Annotated in this window: 20 protein-coding genes and 3 pseudogenes; 8 read left to right on the forward strand and 15 right to left on the reverse strand. The window is 62.8% G+C overall.

From position 1 onward, the window contains the following. Nucleotides 1-20: 20 nt before the first annotated feature. Nucleotides 21-752 (reverse strand): SDR family oxidoreductase, encoded by a 732-nt coding sequence (locus LU684_RS04690; protein WP_232894208.1) that lies wholly within the window; start codon nucleotides 750-752, stop codon nucleotides 21-23. Nucleotides 753-874: 122 nt separating this feature from the next. Here LU684_RS04690 and LU684_RS04695 point away from each other — a divergent pair, with 122 nt between their 5' ends. Continuing rightward, nucleotides 875-1,651, forward strand: coding sequence for a LysR family transcriptional regulator (locus LU684_RS04695; protein WP_145914388.1), 777 nt, complete (start codon nucleotides 875-877; stop codon nucleotides 1,649-1,651). 28 nt (nucleotides 1,652-1,679) lie between these two features. Here LU684_RS04695 and LU684_RS04700 read toward each other — a convergent pair whose 3' ends face one another. The 7 genes from LU684_RS04700 to LU684_RS04730 all read right to left on the reverse strand — a co-directional run bounded on the left by LU684_RS04700 (nucleotide 1,680) and on the right by LU684_RS04730 (nucleotide 7,467). Continuing rightward, nucleotides 1,680-3,092, reverse strand: coding sequence for an MFS transporter (locus LU684_RS04700; protein WP_145914390.1), 1,413 nt, complete (start codon nucleotides 3,090-3,092; stop codon nucleotides 1,680-1,682). A 95-nt stretch (nucleotides 3,093-3,187) separates the two neighbouring features. After that, on the reverse strand, nucleotides 3,188-3,625 hold the full coding sequence (gene aroQ, locus LU684_RS04705) for a type II 3-dehydroquinate dehydratase (RefSeq protein WP_023047298.1): 438 nt from the start codon (nucleotides 3,623-3,625) through the stop codon (nucleotides 3,188-3,190). Between the two features lie 3 nt (nucleotides 3,626-3,628). Next, a complete protein-coding gene (gene aroE, locus LU684_RS04710) occupies nucleotides 3,629-4,447 on the reverse strand; it encodes a shikimate dehydrogenase (RefSeq protein ID WP_145914392.1) in 819 nt (272 codons plus the stop codon). After that, a complete protein-coding gene (locus LU684_RS04715; protein WP_210668114.1) occupies nucleotides 4,444-5,676 on the reverse strand; it encodes a CaiB/BaiF CoA transferase family protein in 1,233 nt (410 codons plus the stop codon). The genes aroE and LU684_RS04715 overlap by 4 nt, the downstream gene beginning before the upstream one ends. Next, on the reverse strand, nucleotides 5,673-6,128 hold the full coding sequence (locus tag LU684_RS04720; RefSeq protein ID WP_232894209.1) for a MaoC family dehydratase: 456 nt from the start codon (nucleotides 6,126-6,128) through the stop codon (nucleotides 5,673-5,675). Before LU684_RS04720 ends, LU684_RS04715 begins: the two co-directional genes overlap by 4 nt. After that, a complete protein-coding gene (locus LU684_RS04725) occupies nucleotides 6,125-6,523 on the reverse strand; it encodes a VOC family protein (protein ID WP_016486090.1) in 399 nt (132 codons plus the stop codon). The genes LU684_RS04720 and LU684_RS04725 overlap by 4 nt, the downstream gene beginning before the upstream one ends. Beyond that, complete coding sequence (locus LU684_RS04730) at nucleotides 6,520-7,467, reverse strand: ketopantoate reductase family protein (RefSeq protein ID WP_016486089.1); 948 nt, start codon at nucleotides 7,465-7,467, stop codon at nucleotides 6,520-6,522. Before LU684_RS04730 ends, LU684_RS04725 begins: the two co-directional genes overlap by 4 nt. Nucleotides 7,468-7,560: 93 nt before the next feature. On the opposite strand from LU684_RS04730, the gene LU684_RS04735 reads away from it, so the two are divergent. After that, nucleotides 7,561-8,469: a LysR family transcriptional regulator gene (locus LU684_RS04735; protein ID WP_060516341.1), complete on the forward strand. Its 909-nt coding sequence runs from the start codon at nucleotides 7,561-7,563 to the stop codon at nucleotides 8,467-8,469. 14 nt (nucleotides 8,470-8,483) lie between these two features. On the opposite strand, the gene LU684_RS04740 is transcribed toward LU684_RS04735, so the two are convergent. Continuing rightward, nucleotides 8,484-8,975, reverse strand: a complete 492-nt coding sequence (locus LU684_RS04740; RefSeq protein WP_016486087.1) for a GNAT family N-acetyltransferase — start codon at nucleotides 8,973-8,975, stop codon at nucleotides 8,484-8,486. A 183-nt stretch (nucleotides 8,976-9,158) separates the two neighbouring features. Here LU684_RS04740 and LU684_RS04745 point away from each other — a divergent pair, with 183 nt between their 5' ends. Further along, on the forward strand, nucleotides 9,159-9,749 hold the full coding sequence (locus LU684_RS04745) for a biliverdin-producing heme oxygenase (RefSeq protein WP_016486086.1): 591 nt from the start codon (nucleotides 9,159-9,161) through the stop codon (nucleotides 9,747-9,749). A 204-nt stretch (nucleotides 9,750-9,953) separates the two neighbouring features. Then, on the forward strand, nucleotides 9,954-10,328 hold the full coding sequence (locus tag LU684_RS04750; protein ID WP_031311767.1) for a hypothetical protein: 375 nt from the start codon (nucleotides 9,954-9,956) through the stop codon (nucleotides 10,326-10,328). A gap of 232 nt (nucleotides 10,329-10,560) precedes the next feature. Here LU684_RS04750 and LU684_RS04755 read toward each other — a convergent pair whose 3' ends face one another. Continuing rightward, nucleotides 10,561-10,719: a DUF2986 domain-containing protein gene (locus tag LU684_RS04755; protein ID WP_082421970.1), complete on the reverse strand. Its 159-nt coding sequence runs from the start codon at nucleotides 10,717-10,719 to the stop codon at nucleotides 10,561-10,563. Nucleotides 10,720-10,923: 204 nt separating this feature from the next. On the opposite strand from LU684_RS04755, the gene LU684_RS04760 reads away from it, so the two are divergent. From LU684_RS04760 to LU684_RS04770, 3 genes are all read left to right on the forward strand, one after another. Next, nucleotides 10,924-12,678, forward strand: coding sequence for a phosphoethanolamine transferase CptA (locus tag LU684_RS04760; RefSeq protein WP_080641008.1), 1,755 nt, complete (start codon nucleotides 10,924-10,926; stop codon nucleotides 12,676-12,678). 208 nt (nucleotides 12,679-12,886) lie between these two features. After that, nucleotides 12,887-13,555, forward strand: coding sequence for a TetR/AcrR family transcriptional regulator (locus LU684_RS04765; protein ID WP_023047286.1), 669 nt, complete (start codon nucleotides 12,887-12,889; stop codon nucleotides 13,553-13,555). A 10-nt stretch (nucleotides 13,556-13,565) separates the two neighbouring features. Then, nucleotides 13,566-15,080 carry an MDR family MFS transporter gene (locus LU684_RS04770; protein ID WP_016486081.1) on the forward strand — a complete coding sequence of 505 codons (1,515 nt, stop codon included), beginning with the start codon at nucleotides 13,566-13,568 and terminating at the stop codon, nucleotides 15,078-15,080. Nucleotides 15,081-15,090: 10 nt separating this feature from the next. Here LU684_RS04770 and LU684_RS04775 read toward each other — a convergent pair. From LU684_RS04775 to LU684_RS04795, 5 genes and pseudogenes are all read right to left on the reverse strand, one after another. Next, nucleotides 15,091-15,363: pseudogene (locus LU684_RS04775) on the reverse strand (ABC-type transport auxiliary lipoprotein family protein); the annotation flags it as partial. Beyond that, a pseudogene (locus LU684_RS04780) lies at nucleotides 15,357-15,671 on the reverse strand (paraquat-inducible protein A); the annotation flags it as partial. The pseudogenes LU684_RS04775 and LU684_RS04780, both read right to left, overlap by 7 nt. Beyond that, nucleotides 15,668-15,781 (reverse strand): annotated as a pseudogene (locus LU684_RS04785) (paraquat-inducible protein A); the annotation flags it as partial. The pseudogenes LU684_RS04780 and LU684_RS04785, both read right to left, overlap by 4 nt. Nucleotides 15,782-15,880: 99 nt before the next feature. Then, nucleotides 15,881-16,786, reverse strand: coding sequence for a LysR family transcriptional regulator (locus LU684_RS04790; RefSeq protein WP_016486077.1), 906 nt, complete (start codon nucleotides 16,784-16,786; stop codon nucleotides 15,881-15,883). A 150-nt stretch (nucleotides 16,787-16,936) separates the two neighbouring features. Next, entirely contained in the window at nucleotides 16,937-17,122 is a 186-nt protein-coding gene (locus LU684_RS04795; RefSeq protein ID WP_024717937.1) for a hypothetical protein, read from the reverse strand. A gap of 163 nt (nucleotides 17,123-17,285) precedes the next feature. Between LU684_RS04795 and LU684_RS04800 the strand changes: the two genes are divergently transcribed. Then, on the forward strand, nucleotides 17,286-17,672 hold the full coding sequence (locus tag LU684_RS04800) for a VOC family protein (RefSeq protein WP_016486075.1): 387 nt from the start codon (nucleotides 17,286-17,288) through the stop codon (nucleotides 17,670-17,672). Nucleotides 17,673-17,699: the final 27 nt, after the last annotated feature.

Raw genomic sequence — 17,699 nt, forward strand, 5'->3', positions numbered from 1 at the left:
TTATGTCGCGACCAGGCCAGTCATTGCTGCTGGCGGGTAGCGCACACCACGATTTCGCGGATGCACACGGACTGCGGCTGGCCATAGGCGAAACCGATGGTCTCGGCAATGGTCTCGGCCGTGAGCACCCCGCCCATCTCCTGCTTCCAGTCGTTGTAGCCTGCCTTGATGGCGGCATCGGTCGTGTGGCTGAGCAGTTCGGTGTCGACTGCGCCCGGCTCGATGGTGATTACCCGCACGTTGCTCAGGGCCAGTTCTTCACGCAGGTTTTCCGACAGGCCGGTAACGGCGAACTTGGTCCCGACATAGGCGACATGGTTGGGGAAGGCCTTGCGCCCGGCCACGGAACTCACGTTGATGATGGTGCCCTGCCCGCGCTCGACCATGCCACTGGCGACCGCATGGATCCCGTTGAGCAGGCCACGCACGTTGACGTCGATCATACGGTCCCACTGCTCTGGGTCCTGGGTAGCGATATTGCCCAGCAGCATCACGCCGGCATTGTTGATGATCGCGTCTACCGGGCCGAAGCGCGTCTCGGCTTCAGCAACGGCTGCCAGCACAGCCGCGCGGTCGGTGACATCGACCGCCAGCGCCAGGCTGTTGGGCAGCTGCAGTTGTTGCATGGGTGCCAGACGGCGGGACAGCAGCAACAGGGCGTGGCCACGGCTGGACAGCAGCTTGGCGGTGGCCAGGCCGATGCCGGAGCTGGCACCGGTAATGACTACCAAAGGTTTATGGGTGTGGGTCATGGTCGCCATCCTGTTATCCGATTTGCCTATGGGTTAGAAGTAGAGCGAGTATAAAAGCTGCTTTTTCTTGCGAAAAATGGGAAATTCTTTTCGCAGCCATCGGCATCACTTATGGGTACCTCATGGATTATCGCCAGCTTCGCGCCTTCATCGCCGTGTTCGAAGAACGCAACATCACCGCCGCCGCGCGTTCGATACACCTCAGCCAACCGGCGCTTTCCGGTAGCATCAGGGCACTGGAGCAGGCGCTGGGCACCACGCTGTTCGTGCGCCAGGCCCGCGGCGTCGAGGTGACCGAGGATGCCCGCGCGCTGTACCCCGAAGCGCAGCGCATGGTCGCCGACGCCAACCGCCTGCTCGGCCGTTTCAAAGGCGATCGTGAACGTGCGCCGTTGCAGATCGGTGTGGAGCAGGACGTGAGTGCCGCTGTGCTGGGCCAGGTGGTGCTGGCAGCGGCGGGCATTCAGCCCCCGGTGCGCCTGCAACTGGTGAGCGGCTGCATGGGCGAGGTGCGGCTGGCCAGCGAAGAACTGCGCTGTGAGGATGAGTTGTTTCTGCCGCTGCACAGCGACCCGTTCGTGCTCGCGGTTGCGCACCAAACAACAACTACTCAAGCGCGCTGGGTCACCTGCCCCGCACAGCCCAGCCATCAGCGCCTGCAACCTTTCTACAGCGGTATTCTGGTCGCAGAAGCAGACACCTTTGCCCTGGCTCTGGAGCTGGTTGCCGCAGGCCTGGGTGCCGCGATCGTGCCGGAGTCACTTGCCACCGAACACCGCGGTGTGCGCATCGAGCCAATGCCGCAGCTCGACCTGCGCCGGCGTATCGGCCTGTGCTACTCGGCCCAGGCGCTGACGCTTGACGGCGTCATTCAGTTGCGCGATGCCTTGCAGGGTTGAGTGACCGGTACCGGCCCTGTCGCTGGTCTCAGGTGCGCAGCACCTGTTCCCCGGCGTTGCGCGGCAAGCGAATGGCATCGGCCAACGCCACACAGGCAATCAAGGCAACGCCAATCAACGCCCAGTGGAAGTCGCTGACCGTCAACCCGCCTTCGCCGCCCCGCACCATCATCGCCACACGCAGCAGCAATGCCACCACCGCAACACCCAACGCCATCGCCAGCTGGAAGCACATGCTGAATAACGTCGACGCCTCGCCCATCTGCAGCTTGGGCACTTCGGCAAAGCCGACGGCGTTGTAGGTGGTGAACTGCATCGAGCGCGAAAGCCCGCCCACGAACAACACCACGGCCATCCCGTACCACGGCATGCCTTGCTGCAAGCCCAGGCAAGCCAGAATGCAACCAACGCCAATCAGCCCGTTGACCAGCAACACGCGGCGGAAACCATAGCGGCGCAGCAAGCCGGTGGTAAACGGCTTCATCGCCAGGTTGCCAGCGAAGATCGCCAGTACCAGCAGCCCGGCATCCACCGGCGACAAGCCGAAACCAATCTGCAGCAGCAACGGGATAAGGAACGGCAAGGCACTGATCGAGAGGCGGAACAAGGTCCCACCCACGATGCTGACCCTGAACGTGGGGATAGACAAGGTATCCAGTGGCAAAAGCGGCGATGGATGCCGCTGACAATGGCGAATCGCCAACCAGGTAAGCAAGCCGCCCAGCGACACCAGTGCCAGCCCGGCGCCCAGGCTACCCCCCGCCAGAGAGCCAAGCATTTCCAGGCCGACCAGCCACGCTGCACATGCCGACGCCAGGCAAACGAACCCCAGCGTGTCGAAGCGGCGCTTTTCAGCTGACCGCGCATCAGGAATCAGTAGCCAGGCCGCCGCAATGGCCAGCAACCCGAGGGGGATGTTCAGGTAAAAGATCCAGGGCCACGACCAATGCGTGACGATCAGGCCGCCAAGCGGTGGGCCCAATACTGGCGCCACCAGGCCAGGCCAGGTGATTACCGCGAGCATTCTCACCAGGTCTTTTTTCTCGGTTGTGCGCAGCACCACCAACCGGCCCACCGGCACCATCAGCGCACCTCCAATGCCCTGCAGTACCCGAGCCCCGACAAAGGTTTCCAGGCTGGGGGCCATACCGCACAGCAACGAAGCCACGGTAAACAGCCCGATGGCGCCAGCAAAAACCCGTCGCGGGCCATAACGGTCGGCCACCCAGCCACTGAGTGGGATGAACACCGCAACGGCCAGCAAGTAGGCACTGATGCCGATATTCAGGCTGACCGCGCTTTCACCGAAGTCACTGGCCATTTGCGGCAGTGCCGTGGCAATCACGGTGGCGTCGAGGTTTTCCATGAAGAAGGTGATAGCGACCAGCAAGGCAATGCAGGTAGCGTGGCGGGAGGTATTGGTCACTGCCGGGCTAGACACGGTAGAGCTCCTTCGGGTCGGTGATGCATCATGGGCTTTTGAGCGCACCCTGTGGGCACGGACATGCCCACGCCCACAAAAGTCGATGCCTTGGCTCAAAGCATGCGCATGGCCGCACGCAACGCCAGCAGGTAGGTCTCTACGCCAAAGCCACAGATCTGCCCCCGCACCACGTCGGCAAACACCGAATGGTGCCGGAACGGCTCCCTGGCATGGATATTGGACATATGTACTTCTACCACCGGCGCTTCGAGAATGGCCAGTGCGTCGCGAATACCATAGCTGTAATGCGTCCACGCCCCGGCATTGATCAGCACCGCATCCACCCGTTCTTCAAACGCCTGGTGGATTCGCTCGCACATGGCGCCTTCGAAGTTGGTCTGGAAGCTCTCGACCCGCGCCCCCAGTTCCTCGCCCAGCGCCCGCAAGGCCTGGTCGATATCGGCCAGCGTGGCCGTACCGTACTGGCGCGGGTCGCGTTTGCCGAACATGTTGTGGTTGATGCCGTGCAGCATCAGGACATTGGCGACCATGCCTTACTCCAGCGGGATCGTCAGGCGATCAATCACCGCACGCGTATCGGGCCGCACCCCGCGCCACCAGGCAAACGCTTCTGCCGCCTGTTCGACCAGCATGCCCACGCCGTCGGCCAGGTGTGTCACACCCCGCTCCCCGGCCAGGCGCAGGAAAGGCGTGAGGCCTTTGCCATACGCCAGTTCGTAGGCCAGCCGCGTGCCGCCAAATACCCCGCCAGGTAACGGCGGCTGTTCACCGACAAGGCTGGCAGAAGTGGCATTGATCACGATGTCGAACGTTTGCCCTTCCAGCGCTTCGTAACGGCTGATACGCAACCTTGGGTGATCCAGCTCGTTGCGCAGCGCCAGGGCTTTGCTCATGTCGCGATTGGCAAGTACCAGCTCGCTGGGCCCAGCCTGCAGGAAGGGCAGTAACGCGCCACGAACCGCACCACCGGCGCCGAGCATCAGCACCCGACGGTTGCGCAGCGGCTCACCGAGGTTCTCTTCGATATCCCGCAGCAAGCCGATGCCATCGAAGTTCTCGGCGAAGATATGGCCATCCTCGAACTTTAGCGCATTGGCCGCCCGCGCCAGCTCAGCCCGCTCGCTGCGCCGGTCGGCAAGCTCGAAGGCGCGCAGCTTGAATGGCGCTGTGATATTCATGCCCCGCCCGCCAGCACTGCAAAATTGCAGCACCTGGGTCTCGAAACCCTCGAGCTCGCCCTCGATCGCGCCGTACTCCAGGGTCTGACCGCTGGCCTGGGCAAACAGGCCGTGGATCAACGGGGATTTAGTGTGGTTGATCGGTCGGCCAATCACTGCATAGCGGTCGCTCATCGTGCATCTCCGTGGGTGAACAGCACACCGGCCGCTTGCATGGCGGTGATTTCTTCGGGACTGAAGCCAAGCCCCGCAGCGACCTCGGCATTGTGCTGGCCAAGGTCCGGGGCAACCTGATGGATCGTGGTATCGCAGTCGGAAAAGCGGAACGGCAGATTGGCCAGGCGCAAGGTGCCGTAGCGCGGGTGCTGCTGTTCGATGACCATGTTGCGAGCCTGAATCTGCGGATCGGCCAGCACTTCATCAATGCGTTGCACTTTGGCGCTGGGAATGTCGATGCCATCGAGCAGCTGCAAGATGTCGGCGACCCGACGCACGCCGACCCAATCCCGGACTACCGCCAGAATCGCCTCGCGGTGTGCATTGCGGCCATTGAGCGTATGGTAGCGGCCATCGCTACCGAACCCAGGCGGGCCGCCATTGGCCTCGACCATGGCGGCGAAGCGCTGCCAGGCGTCGTCGACCTGAGCGGCGATGACCAGGTCGCCATCGGCTGCGCGGAAGACGCCATACAGGGTCGAGGTCGGCATGTCATGGCCTGTCTGCTCGGGTAGCACTGTGCCCTGCGACAACGTGTAGCACTGCACCGCATACTCGTGCATCGACACCAGCGTGTCGTACAGGGCCATGTCGATATGTTGTCCGCGTCCAGAGCTGACCCTGCCCAGCAGCGCCGCGTTGATCGCCGCTACAGCATGGATACCGGTGTACATGTCGCCAAGGGAAATGCGCAGCAACGGCGGCGCTTCGCCCGGCACGCCAACCATCTGCATGATGCCGCTCTTGGCTTCGGCGATCAGCCCGAAGCCGGCGCGGTGGGCATCAGGCCCGGTGTGGCCGTAGGCGGAGATCGAGCAGTAAACCAGACGCGGGTTACGCGCCGACAGCTCGGCATAACCAAGGCCAAGCTTGTCCAGGGCACCTGGACGATAGTTCTCGATGAACACGTCGGCCGAATCGGTCAGGCGTTGCATGAAGGCTTTGCCACGCGGGTCCTTCATGTTGACGCTGACGCCCTGCTTGCCCATGTTCAACTGCAGGAAGTAGCCGCTCTGCTGCTCGTCCAGGGTAAACGCATGCTGGCGCCCGGCATCGCCGCTGCCCGGCCGTTCGACCTTGATCACCTCGGCACCCAGCGCGGCCAGGCAGCGGCCCACATAAGGGCCGGCGAGGAAGTGGCTGTAGTCGATGACGCGGATACCCGCCAAAGGCAACGCCTGGCTCATGCTTCTGCCCTCCTTGTCACCATCAGGCGGTGCTCACCGCGCTGCACGACCTCGCCATTCTGGTTGATCAGTTCCGACGGCAGAACCACGATGCCCCAGCCCGGGCGACTTTTGCTGGGACGCATCGACCCCACGCGCATGCGTACCTGCAGCACATCGTTGACCTTGATCGGCAGTACGAAATCCCACGTCCAACCCAGCGACATGCCTGGCACGAAGCGGTATTGGCATTGGGTCTTCAAGCCATCGGCGATCGACAACCCGAACAAGCCGTGGGCGACCAGGCAGCCGAAATGGCTGGCATTGGCGTATTCCTCATCGACATGGACCGGGGTATGGTCGCCGGTAAGGTCGGCGTAAGCCAGGATGCGCTCGCGGGTTACCGTGTAGGTGGGGCTGAGGCATTCATCGCCTTCGCGGGCATCGTCCCAGAATTTCTCCACTACGCTCATGCCGATACCTCCGCACGCGGGTCGATGGCCAGTGCCTGGGCGACGCAAGTGGCCGGCGAGGCCTGGATGAACTCAACCGCCAGACCGTCCGGCAGGCGCAGCCAGTTGCGGCCCTGAGGCATTTCGCTGACGCCGAAGCGCTGGGCTGCGGCAAGGGCGGCTTCGAGGTCCTCGCACATGATGCCCAGGTGGGCCATGCGCCCCTCCGGCCCGGCGAAGTCAGGCTGGTGAATGAACTGCAGGCCGCCCAGCGTCCAGTACTGCGTGGGCTGCTCGACATCGCCCTGCGCTTCTCGCAGGGCCATACCGCACACTTCGTTGAAGAAACGGATATGCCACTGAATGTCGCGCACCCAGAAGGCAACGTGTTCGAGGTAGGCTTTCGGCTGGCTCATGGGTTATCCCTTTTCTGGTGATCGGCCATCGCGCGTTCAATGCCCTTGATACAGGCCACCAAGGTCGCGTTGACGGGGGTGGCAACGCCATGGCGCTGGCCCCAGCGCACGACGGAGCCGTTGATGAAGTCGATTTCGGTGATCGAGCCTTTTTCCAGGCTCTGCAGCATCGAGGTACGGAAGCTTGCCGGCAGGCCCTCGGCGGCCAGTGCCCATGCCGCATCTGGGCTGGTAAGGCCCAGCCTGATACCGGCCCGTTGTGCAACGGCCATTGCCTCGGCCACGGCAGCCTTGGCGGTGCTCTCGAGCAACGGTTCGCTGTACAGCTGGCCATAACTGAGCATGGTGATACCGCTGAGCGCGCCGGTTGCGACATTCACCAGTAACTTGTCCCACATGGTGCCGAGGATATTGTCACTGACCGTGGTGGCCAGCCCCGCAGCATTGAAGGCCTCGGCGATGGCCTGCACGCGAGGCGTCAGTTGCCCGTCCAGTTCACCGATGTAAGTGTGCTTACCCGCCACGCCAGCTCGGATCGAACCCGGTGCCAACAACACACCGCCGACATAGGTTTTGCCCGCCAGTACTCGCGCTCTGCCGACGACCTCGGCCAGAATGTCTTCATGCCCGAGGCCGTTCTGCAGCGACAGTACCAGCGTCTGCGGCCCGAGCAGGGCTGTGGCACCGCCCATCGCTTCAGCGGTGTGGAACGACTTCACCAACACTACGACCAGGTCAACCACGCCCACGTCGTTGGCAGCGGTGGTGGCATTGACACGTACTTGCCGCTCGCCGTGTTCGTCCTGTACTTGCAAACCGTGCAGGTTGATGGCTTCGACATGCTCACGGCCACGGTTGAGCAGCCAGGTTTGGTGCCCGGCCTCACTCAACGCCGCGCCAATAGCGCAGCCCAGGGCACCGGCACCCAGAATGCAGATTTTCAAATCGCAGACCTCCTGTGGTTTGCGATTACCTTATGCAGCGTCTCCCGATCGGGCTATACAATGGCCTCAATACACCTATTGAGAATTGCAATAATGAGTGCCGCCGATGCCCTGCCCGAGCCCAAGTTGCTGCAACTGTTCGACCTGCTGTATCACTGCCGCAGCGTTACGCGTGCCGCAGAGCAGCTGGGCCAAAGCCAGCCAACCATCAGCATCTGGCTGGCCCGCCTGCGTCAGCAACTGAACGACCCGTTATTTGTCCGCACCCCCGGTGGCATGGCCCCGACTCCGCGCGCCGACCAGTTGATCGGGCCCTGCCGCGAAGTACTCGAATCGCTGCGTCGGCTGACGGCGTGGGAACCGCAATTCACACCCGCCACCGCGCAAAGACACTTTCGCCTGTGTGTCAGCGATGCCAGCCATATCACCTTGCTGCCGAGCATCCTCAACTACCTGCGCAGCCATGCCCCCGGCATTCGCCTGGAGGCGGCGCGCATCGACGGCAATAGCGAAAGTGCCCTGGAGTCGGGCGAGGCCGACCTGGCCATTGGTTTTGTGCCCTGGCTGGGAGGCGGGATGTATCAGCAGGTATTGTTCGATCAGGACTGGGTGTGCCTGAGCAATCGCCAGCACCCGCGCCTCGCCCATGGCATGAACGTGGCCCGCTACCAAGCCGAAGGCCATGTACAGATCAGCGCAGGCACCGGCCAGAAGTTGCTGGAGGCGGGGCTGGCCCGGGCGGGTATAGAGCGCCGGATCGTGCTGGATCTCCCGGCGTTCCTGGGGCTGGGGATGATCGTTGGCAGCACCGACCTGGTCGCCACCCTACCAAGGCATATCGGCCAGACCCTTGCCGACATGCACGACCTGCAAGTGCACGACTGCCCATTCGCTGTGGAGGGCTTCACCGTGAAACAGCACTGGCATGCGCGCTATCACCAAGACAGTGGCAACCGCTGGCTCAGGGAAATGATCCACGGTCTTTTCGGTCGATCGGCCTGATCCTGGCCCATGGATTACAGCGCGAGGATCATTTCATGCCAGGCCATGCCGCCATGGTCCGAAGGCGACGGTTTGACGTACTGATATCCCATCTTCTGGTACAGCGCCACATGCTGCTGCTTGCACATCAGGTGAATGGTCTGTTTGCCTGACGCCTTCATGCGGGCGATGAATTCGTCCATCAACCGCTTGGCGTAACCGTTGCCCTGGTGCGCAGGGTCCACCACCACCGACATGATCACCACGTTCGGTGCTGCCGGGTCATGGCCGACCAGTTCCTTGAAGTCTTCATCAGACATGACCACTTCGTAGGCGCAACCGCTATTGATGAAGCCGACGATTTCACCCATGTTTTCCAGGATGAGGAAGCCGTGCGGATACTGCGCGATGCGGGTGCGGATTTTTTCCAGCGTGGCCGCTTCATCTCCTTCATAGGCGCCGATTTCAATGGCGTAGCAGCGCTCGGCGTCTGCAACGGTGGGGGTACGGAACTGTAGGGTACTCATGACTGGCTCCTGGGGAACTTGAATGCGTCAGCCATGTTAAATCAGTCGCGGGCAAGCCGCTCCTATAGCCCAAGGGCTGGTGTTTTTTCGACCCACCGACGTGCGGGGCTCTCGCTCGCGCTTGCCGCCTACCCTTGCTGGCAAGCATGATTGACACATTGCCTTCTTGCCACGGATACACCCATGACAGCTGTACACTCCGACCTCTTGCAGCCGAGCCGCTGCCAACGCCTGAAAGCGGCTAGCAGCCGGGACCATGACAGCGTTGATCAACTGGTAATGGCGGCCCGGCCCTTCGAGAGCCACGAGCGTTATGGCCGCTTTCTGCAGGTGCAGCACCGTTTTCATGGCAGCCTAGTGGCGCTTTACCAGGATGACCAACTCAACCAGCGCCTGCCGGGCCTGGTGGCGCTGTCACGCTTCGCGGCAGTAGAGGACGACTTGCGTGACCTGGGCCTGTCGCTGCCAGCGCCGCCTCGACAAGTCAGCGCCAGCCCGGCCCAGGCGCTGGGATGGCTGTATTGCAGTGAAGGCTCGAACCTGGGGGCGGCGTTCCTGTTCAAGCAAACCCAGCGCCTGGGCCTGGATGGCGATCAGGGTGCCCGCCACCTGGCACCGCACCCCGATGGGCGCGCGTTGCACTGGCGCGAGTTCGTGGCCAGGCTTGATGGCCTGGTGCTGACTGACGAGCAAGAGGCCGAGGTCATTGTGGGTACGATTGCCGCGTTCGACAGTTACCGGGCACACCTGCGAGAAGTGTTCGCAAGCCAATGAACAGTAGATCGCTGCACGCGCACAGTCAGGCTTGTGGAACGTAGTGACCAGGCATCATAAATTTCTACAAGTTGTTGCTGTAGCGAACTTTTTCCCGTTTGCCGGTCTATGTGGGAGGCACAGAAAGGTAGCGGAACGCGAGACAAGGTTCGTCCACACCTGCTGGCCAGATGGCTCAATTGTTATCAGAGGTTGGCTTCGCTCATGAAAATACATGTCGCAAGGTTGGTGCTGCTCGGCCTGTTCTCGTTCGCGGCGGTGGGCACGGCATCCGCAACTCAAATGAAAGCACCGGTGGCGATGGCGCCTGCGGTTCAGTCACCGTTACAGCCTGCCGCCAACCCCTGGTCGAGGGTGGCCAGTGTAGCCAATGCACAGCCGGCCACGCTGCTGGCTCACGACGACGACCGCTGGCATGACCACAGAAGCGACTGGCGCCGTGAGCAGTGGCGGCGGGAGCAAGCCCGGCGGGACTGGGAGCGGCGCCGTGATTGGGAACGGCGCCGTGATTGGGAGCGCCGCCATGAGCGGGCCATGCACCAGCGCCACCATGGCGACTACCGTTATTACCGCCGTTGACCATCACGCCTGATGCGGGTCGCACGCTCTGTGGGACAGCTGTCTGGTGCTGCTTGATCTGGCCTCATCGCCGCCTGGCCAGCGCCCACAGGTACAGCGCAAGCTTCAGACTTATGCAGTACCTGTGAAAGCAGCCCCGGCAAGGGTTGCCGTGACGTTGAAATCTGGGGCCGCTATGCGGCCCTATCGCGACGCAAGGCCGCTCCCACAGGGTAAGTTTCCAATTCCGCTATCAGCTTTGCGCTCCATCAGGGGTATCCCCCGCCGCCTCTGCTTCCATCTTCAAGCGGTCTGCCTTGCAGATGTACTTGGGCTTGCGCGGCGCCAGTTTGGCATTGGCCTTCTTGGCATGCGCCTCCAATAGCTGCTTGATTTTCTTTCGACGATTCATAATCCACAGGGCCTGTCAGTGCGGTTTAGCAGACCACATAGTACCTGTGTGGTCTGCGTATTGCGCCAGTAAACATGGCGCCGGGTAACCGGCCAGCCCCTGTCAGTCGCCACGTTGACGTTATTTTCACACGCCGCACATTAGCGTCACGCCCTTTAAGGTCACGGGCACATCCGCTGGCCGTCAAGGTACGACGAGGCATACGTGTCACACACTACATCCCCCACCGTGCGCACGCGCGTGGACTGGGCCGGCCTGGGCTGGCTGCTGCTGTTCTTCTGGTACTTCTCTGGCGTCACCCAGGCATTGCTGCTGTTCAGCGGTACTACCGGCTTCGCCGGTTTTCGCGATGCGTTCTTCCTCAGCAGCCTGTGGCTGGCCCCGGTGTTGCTGCTGCCCCGCTTCACCCGTGCCACGGCGGCCGTCATCGGCCTGGTGCTGTGGGCTGCATCGCTGGTGGGCTTGAGCTACTTCGGCATCTATCGCCAGGAGTTCTCGCAAAGCGTCATCTTCGTGATGTTCGAATCCAATACCGCCGAGGCCGGTGAATACTTCAGCCAGTACTTCAGTGTGTGGCTGGGCCTGGCACTGCTGCTGTACACGCTGGGTGCGGTACTGCTGTGGAAGCGCGTGCGCCCGGTCAGCCTGCCCCTGCGCAGCCGCCTGCCGGTGGTGGCCCTGTTGCTGGTGGCCAACCTGGTGTACCCGTTCTACAAGCAGATGGTCACCCAGGAGCGCAACTTCGCCGATGCCGCCGAGAAGGTGCAGCAGCGCATGGAGCCCGCCGTGCCCTGGCAACTGCTGGTGGGCTACCGTCAGTACCGCCAGCAACTGGACAACATGCAGGAGTTGCTGGCGCAGAATGCCGCGTTACCGCCTCTGCAAAACCTGCGTGACAGCAGCGGTACGGCGCCACGCACCTTGGTGCTGGTGCTGGGCGAGTCCACCACCCGCGAGCACATGCACCTATACGGCTACAACCGCGACACCACACCCAACCTCGACGCACTGGCGGCCAGCGACAAGGGCCTGACGGTGTTCCGCGACGTGGTATCCCCACGCCCGTACACCATTGAGGTGATGCAGCAGATCCTCACCTTTGGCAACGAGCAAAACCCGGACCGCTTCCTTACCGATCCCTCGCTGATCAACCTGATGAAACAGGCAGGCTACAAGACCTTCTGGATCACCAACCAGCAGACCATGACCAAGCGCAACACCATGCTGACCACCTTCTCGCAGCAGACCGACGCGCCGGTCTACCTGAACAACCAGCGCAACCAGAACGCCAGCCAGTACGATGACGTGGTGCTGGCGCCGTTCGAGAAGGCCCTGCAAGACCCGGCGCCAAACAAGTTCATCATTGTGCACCTGCTGGGCACGCACATGGACTATCGCTTCCGCTACCCGAACGACTACGCGCACTTCACCGATGGCCAAGGCGTACCGAAAGTGCTGACGCCAGACCAGGTAGAAACCTACAACTTCTACGACAACGCGGTGCGCTACAACGACTACGTGGTTTCGAGCCTGATCAAGCGTTATGCGGCCGGCAGCCCCAATGGCTTCCTGCTGTACCTGTCTGACCACGGCGAAGACGTGTACAGCTCCGGTAACCACGACCGCCTGGGGCGCAACGAAGGCGCACCGACCCGGCCGATGTACACCATCCCGTTCCTGCTGTGGACCTCGCCACGCTGGCAGGCCGAGCACCCCCGCGACCTGCAGGCGATGGCCAGCCGCCCTTACAGCAGTTCGCACCTGATCCATACCCTGTCCGACCTGGCCGGGCTGAGCTACGACCGCTTTGAGCCGGCCAAGAGCCTGGTGAGCACGGAATTTGTCGTGGCACCACGCTGGATTGGTGACCCGTACCGCAAGGATGGCTTGCGCGAGTTCGACCACCTGCCACTGGACAAGCCCGGGCAGGTGCAGGAAACGGCCAGTAATCACCAGTAGATCGTCACGTGTAGGGGCAGCCTTGTGCTGCGAAGAGGCCGGTATTGGAGGCATACGGATGCGTGGCCTGTACCGGCCGCTTCGCAGCACAAGGCTGCTCCTACAAGAATCGCGACAGGCCGTTTGCCGTATAAATTAAATTTAAATTGATTTTAGATTAAGTCTCAGCCACGCTCTGCCCACATTCCTGGTTTGCAGAGTACCCACCATGTCCGCAGCCCCCCGCGAACCCCGCAAGGACGGCGCCGTCACCCGTACGCGCATCCTCGAAGCCGCCGGCGAACTGTTCGCCGCACTGGGTTACGCCGAAACCAGCAACAAGGCCGTCGCGGCCAAGGCCGAGGTCGACCTGGCGTCGATCAATTACCATTTTGGCAGCCGCAATGGCCTGTACCTGGCCGTGCTCGACGAGGCCCGCCAACGCTTCCTCGACCTCAGCGACCTGCAACGCATCACCCAAGGCAGCCAGACACCGGCCGAAAAGCTGCGCGTGCTGGTGGAACTGGTGGTCTACAAGGCCACGCAGGCCCGGGACAACTGGCACTTGCGGGTACTGGCCGCAGAAATCCTCGCCCCCAGCCCTCATGGCCAGGCGCATCTGCAGGCGGCCGCGCCCCTGCGCCTGTCACTGCTCAAGGGGTTGTTCAGCGAGGTCAGCACCATCCCCGTCGACGAACCGGCCCTGACCCGCTGCATCCTGTGCGTCACAGCGCCGTGGGCAATGCTGCTGATCGGCCCGCGCGGCGGCTCCGGGGCGCTGCACGAAATTCTGCAGATGCCCAGCGAGGCCGTTGCTGTGCAGCTTTACCGCTTTGCCCTTGCAGGCCTGCAGGACGCTGGCCAGCAGCATGCCCAGGCCAACGCCACACCCAGCTGAGGTAAGCACCGTGCAACCTGTATCCAATGATACCTCCCCCGCCGCAACGGACGCGCAAACCTCCATTCCACTGCTGCTGGCAGCGCTGATGCTGGTGATGTTCCTGGCCGCCCTCGACCAGACCATCGTCTCGACCGCACTGCCAACCATCGTCAGCGACCTCGGTGGGCTGCGCTGGCTGTCGTGGGTGGTCACCGCCTACCTGCTGGCCTCCACGGTAGTGGTGCCGCTGTATGGCAAGTTCGGTGACCAGTTCGGCCGCAAGCGCGTGCTGCAGGTGGCCATTGTGCTGTTCCTGCTGGGCTCGGCCTTGTGTGGCGCAGCACAGGACATGGCCCAGCTGATCGTCTTCCGTACCCTGCAAGGGCTGGGTGGCGGCGGCTTGATGGTGGTGGCGATGGCCGCCATCGGTGATGTCATCCCGCCTGCCGAACGTGGCCGCTACCAGGGCCTGTTCGGTGGCGTGTTCGGCCTGGCCACCGTGGTAGGGCCGCTGATCGGCGGTTTTCTGGTCGAGCAACTGTCGTGGCACTGGATCTTCTACATCAACCTGCCCCTGGGCCTGCTGGCGCTGCTGGTTATCGGCAGTGTTTTCCGCCCGCACGTGGCCCTGGTACGGCATACGGTGGACTACATCGGCGCGTTCTTTCTTACCGTGGCATTGGCGGCCCTTGTACTCATCACCAGCCTGGGCGGCAGCTTGCTGGCGTGGCAGTCGCTGGACATGCTTTGCCTTTCGCTGTTCGCCCTGATCGGCCTGGTCGGCTTCGTCCTGGAACAACGCCGCGCCGCCGAGCCCATCATGCCGCTGCACCTGTTCCGTCACCGTACCTTCGTGCTTGCCGGGCTGATAGGTTTCATCGTCGGGGTGTCGCTGTTCGGCGCGGTCACCTTCCTGCCGCTGTACATGCAGGTAGTCAAGGACGCCACGCCCACCAGCGCCGGGCTGCAGATGCTGCCGCTGATGGGTGGCCTGCTGGTGGTGTCGGCGATTACCGGGCGGCTGATCAGCCGCTGGGGGCGTTACCGGGTGTTCCCGATCCTCGGCACGTTGCTGCAAGCCATTGCCCTGGGCCTGCTCAGCCGGCTGGAGCTGGATACCCCCATGGCGCTGATGAACCTGTACATGGGCTTGCTGGGTGCCGGCCTGGGGATGGTCATGCAGGTGCTGATCCTGGCCGTGCAGAACAGCGTCGAGTTGCGCCACATGGGCGTGGCGACCTCAGGGGCCACCTTGTTCCGCTCGATTGGCGGCGCCATTGGCGTGTCGTTGTTCGGCGCCCTGTTCTCGCATGCCTTGCTGGGTGGCCTGGGCAGTGACTTCGCCGCCAGTGCCGGGGGAGCCGCAAGCCTTTCGCCAGCTGCCGTGCATGCCCTGCCCGCCGCCCTGCAGCACAGCTACCTGCAGGCATTTTCCGGGGCGATGCATGGCGTGTTCCTGCTGGCCGCAGCGATCACCAGCGTGGCTTTCGCACTGTCCTGGCTGCTGCGTGAGGTGCCGCTACGCAAAGCGACGCAGGGTTGACGACAGGCCTTCAGCCAGCTTGCAAGCAGCTACCCCGACCGGCACTGCCCCGCACCGCCTCGGCCAGCTTGCGCAGGTTGGCCTGATGCGCATTCACCAGGCTGGTGATGCTGTTGTCAGCCACCGTCTGCACCGAGGTGCGGCAGGTCAGCTCAGCCTGCCCTACCCGCTTCAGCCGCCACACAGCGTCCAGCGAGGCATAGCGCCCCGGCACCGTATCGAAGCGCTGTACGTCCACCCGCAGTGCCGCAGTGCCGCCACCCGCTGGCCCACCCAGCTGGCAATGAAGATCATCAGCGCGATGTCCCAGGCGCCGGCCTCCCAGAACTCCAGCACGCCACCACCAATGGTGCTTTCACTGCCACTGCCAAGCATTTGGGTGTGTATCACCGGCAGTAGGTTGGCAGGGATATAGAACACCAACGCCGCCAGCAGAAACGCCCAGCCCCGAGTGATGGCATTGGCCTTGCGTCGGTGGATGGCTGCACCGCAGCGGGTGCATCTGTGAGCGCCGCTACTCAGCTCACAGGCCTGGCCGCAGCCATGGCACAGGCACAGGCCCAGCTCGTCGGCGTTGGCCGGGTCATTCATACCTGCACCCACAAGTCGCGAATATCCTTGCCGGCGATATGGATGATCAGCATGCTCAACGCGGCCAAGGCCAGCAGGCCGATACCGGGGATCGCCGGCAAAAGGCGCGCTCGTGCTTGAGCAGTGGCGCACGCTGGTACACCGTGTCGCAGTACTCACAGATGATCAGATCCTGGCGCTGCTAGTGCGTGCCGCACGGCATGCCCGCCTCAGAACTTCGCCAGTTCTTCCCGGCAAAACTCCACAAACAACTGTGCAGGCTTGGTCAGTTGCACCCGCTTCAACCACGCCGCCGCCAGCCCCGACAACGCCACCGGCTCGGCGATATCCAGGATGGCCAGACGCTGGCCGTCGTAGGTGAATTCCGAATGCGGCCGGGTCACCAGCAGCGAAAAACCGAAGCCCTGCCCGACCATGCCACGCACCATCTCGATCGACGGCGAGCTGAAGACGATGTTCGGCGTCAGGCCCATCTCGTTGAACAGGCTGACGAAGTAGGTGCGGCTGGGGGCCACGTCCAGCAGGATCATAGGCTCCGGGCACAGGTCGCGGAGCGACACGTGGGCCTGGCCGGCAAAGCGGTGGTTTTCCGGCAGCAGCACGTAGGGCTTTTGCGGCGGCATCAACGGCTCGGCTTCGATGGTGCCGTCCAGGTCATGATCATAAAGAAACGCCAGATCGAACGTGCCGGCGGTCAAGCCCTGGATCAGCTCCTGCTGCTCGCCGTCGCGCAGGCGGATATCCACGCCGGGGTAACGCTGGCGAAAGCCGGCGATCAGCCGCGGCAGATACAGCGGTGCGACGGTTTCGAAACAGCCAATGTCGATCTGCCCCGCCACGGTGTCGTTGTCGGCCAGGGCGTTCTGCTCGAATTCATGGGCCATCTGCAGCAGCGACCGGGTCTTGGCGTAGAAGCGCTTGCCGCTGGGCGTCAGTGATACGCCTTGGGCGTGGTGGCGGATGAACAACTGCACACCAAAGCTTTCTTCCAGGCTCTTGATGGCCGTGGAAATGGACGGCTGGGCAATGTACAGCTGGCGCGAGGCCTCAGCCACGCTGCCGGCCTCCACGGTGGTGACGAAGTACTTCAGTTGTCGCAAGGTATAGGCAGCCACAGGGTACCTCTCTGACGCTGGTCTGGGCAGACTGGGATCATGCCTGACACTTTACCCCTGACCAGCGGCGAGTGGGTGCTGAGAGCGGAAGGATTTACCTATGCCTTGCACAGGTTTTTTGTATGGGCCGAGTTGCCCCGGCCCGTTGCTTCACTCGAATTCCGGGTTCTCCGGAACGCAGTCCTCCCCAATCTGCTTGTACCCCGACTCACAGCCCATTGCGCAAACCGGGGCCACGCTACGCTTGCGCCGGGACAGCGTTGCAGACGGCTTGGCGGCATCCGCCTGATCCTCATCACGGGTGTCTGGCAGGTCTTTCATCGGTTCATCTTGCACGCATTGCACTCCTTGGTGGGTTAGGTAAGGCCAGGCCAACGATAGGTCGCGCATCCACTGCCACGCAGCGGGAAAAAAGCCCCACAGGCAATGCAGCCACTGGTCAAAAACGCCCTAACGTCTTTACTGATAGTCATCGGCCCCAGGTAAACGGTGTGCGCTTATGAAGATCGTGGTCACCAGCATTCTCGTCGACGACCAGGCCAAGGCCCTGGCCTTCTACCACTACGTACTCGGTTTCGAGCCCAGACATGACATTCCCATGGGCCGGCACCGCTGGCTGACCCTGACCTCCCCCAACGATCCCAGTGGCGTCGAACTGCTGCTCGAGCCCGACGCGCACCCGGCGGCCAAGGTGTACAAGGCCGCCTTAAAGCAGGACGGGATCCCCGCCACTTCGTTTGGCGTACGTGATATCCAGGCCGAATACACACGGCTGTGTGCAGCGGGCGTGCAGTTCACCCGGCCGCCCACCGACATGGGCCCCGTCACCGTGGCCGTATTCGATGACACCTGTGGCAACCTGATCCAGATCGCCCAGAAACACTGACACCCCAACGCGCACCAATAAGGAAAA

It is taken from the genome of Pseudomonas sp. NMI542_15, assembly GCF_021283425.1.
Lineage (GTDB): Bacteria > Pseudomonadota > Gammaproteobacteria > Pseudomonadales > Pseudomonadaceae > Aquipseudomonas > Aquipseudomonas fortuita.

Excerpts from the sequence above, each read along its gene's own strand:
- LU684_RS04735 (WP_060516341.1), top strand. The coding sequence starts at position 7,561 with ATGAGTGCCGCCGATGCCCTGCCCGAGCCCAAGTTGCTGCAACTGTTC.
- LU684_RS04715 (WP_210668114.1), bottom strand. The coding sequence starts at position 5,676 with ATGAGCCAGGCGTTGCCTTTGGCGGGTATCCGCGTCATCGACTACAGC.
- LU684_RS04725 (WP_016486090.1), bottom strand. The coding sequence starts at position 6,523 with ATGAGCCAGCCGAAAGCCTACCTCGAACACGTTGCCTTCTGGGTGCGC.
- LU684_RS04690 (WP_232894208.1), bottom strand. The coding sequence starts at position 752 with ATGACCCACACCCATAAACCTTTGGTAGTCATTACCGGTGCCAGCTCC.
- LU684_RS04765 (WP_023047286.1), top strand. The coding sequence starts at position 12,887 with ATGTCCGCAGCCCCCCGCGAACCCCGCAAGGACGGCGCCGTCACCCGT.
- LU684_RS04750 (WP_031311767.1), top strand. The coding sequence starts at position 9,954 with ATGAAAATACATGTCGCAAGGTTGGTGCTGCTCGGCCTGTTCTCGTTC.
- LU684_RS04755 (WP_082421970.1), bottom strand. The coding sequence starts at position 10,719 with ATGAATCGTCGAAAGAAAATCAAGCAGCTATTGGAGGCGCATGCCAAG.
- aroE (WP_145914392.1), bottom strand. The coding sequence starts at position 4,447 with ATGAGCGACCGCTATGCAGTGATTGGCCGACCGATCAACCACACTAAA.
- LU684_RS04695 (WP_145914388.1), top strand. The coding sequence starts at position 875 with ATGGATTATCGCCAGCTTCGCGCCTTCATCGCCGTGTTCGAAGAACGC.
- LU684_RS04800 (WP_016486075.1), top strand. The coding sequence starts at position 17,286 with ATGAAGATCGTGGTCACCAGCATTCTCGTCGACGACCAGGCCAAGGCC.
- LU684_RS04745 (WP_016486086.1), top strand. The coding sequence starts at position 9,159 with ATGACAGCTGTACACTCCGACCTCTTGCAGCCGAGCCGCTGCCAACGC.
- LU684_RS04720 (WP_232894209.1), bottom strand. The coding sequence starts at position 6,128 with ATGAGCGTAGTGGAGAAATTCTGGGACGATGCCCGCGAAGGCGATGAA.
- LU684_RS04740 (WP_016486087.1), bottom strand. The coding sequence starts at position 8,975 with ATGAGTACCCTACAGTTCCGTACCCCCACCGTTGCAGACGCCGAGCGC.
- aroQ (WP_023047298.1), bottom strand. The coding sequence starts at position 3,625 with ATGGTCGCCAATGTCCTGATGCTGCACGGCATCAACCACAACATGTTC.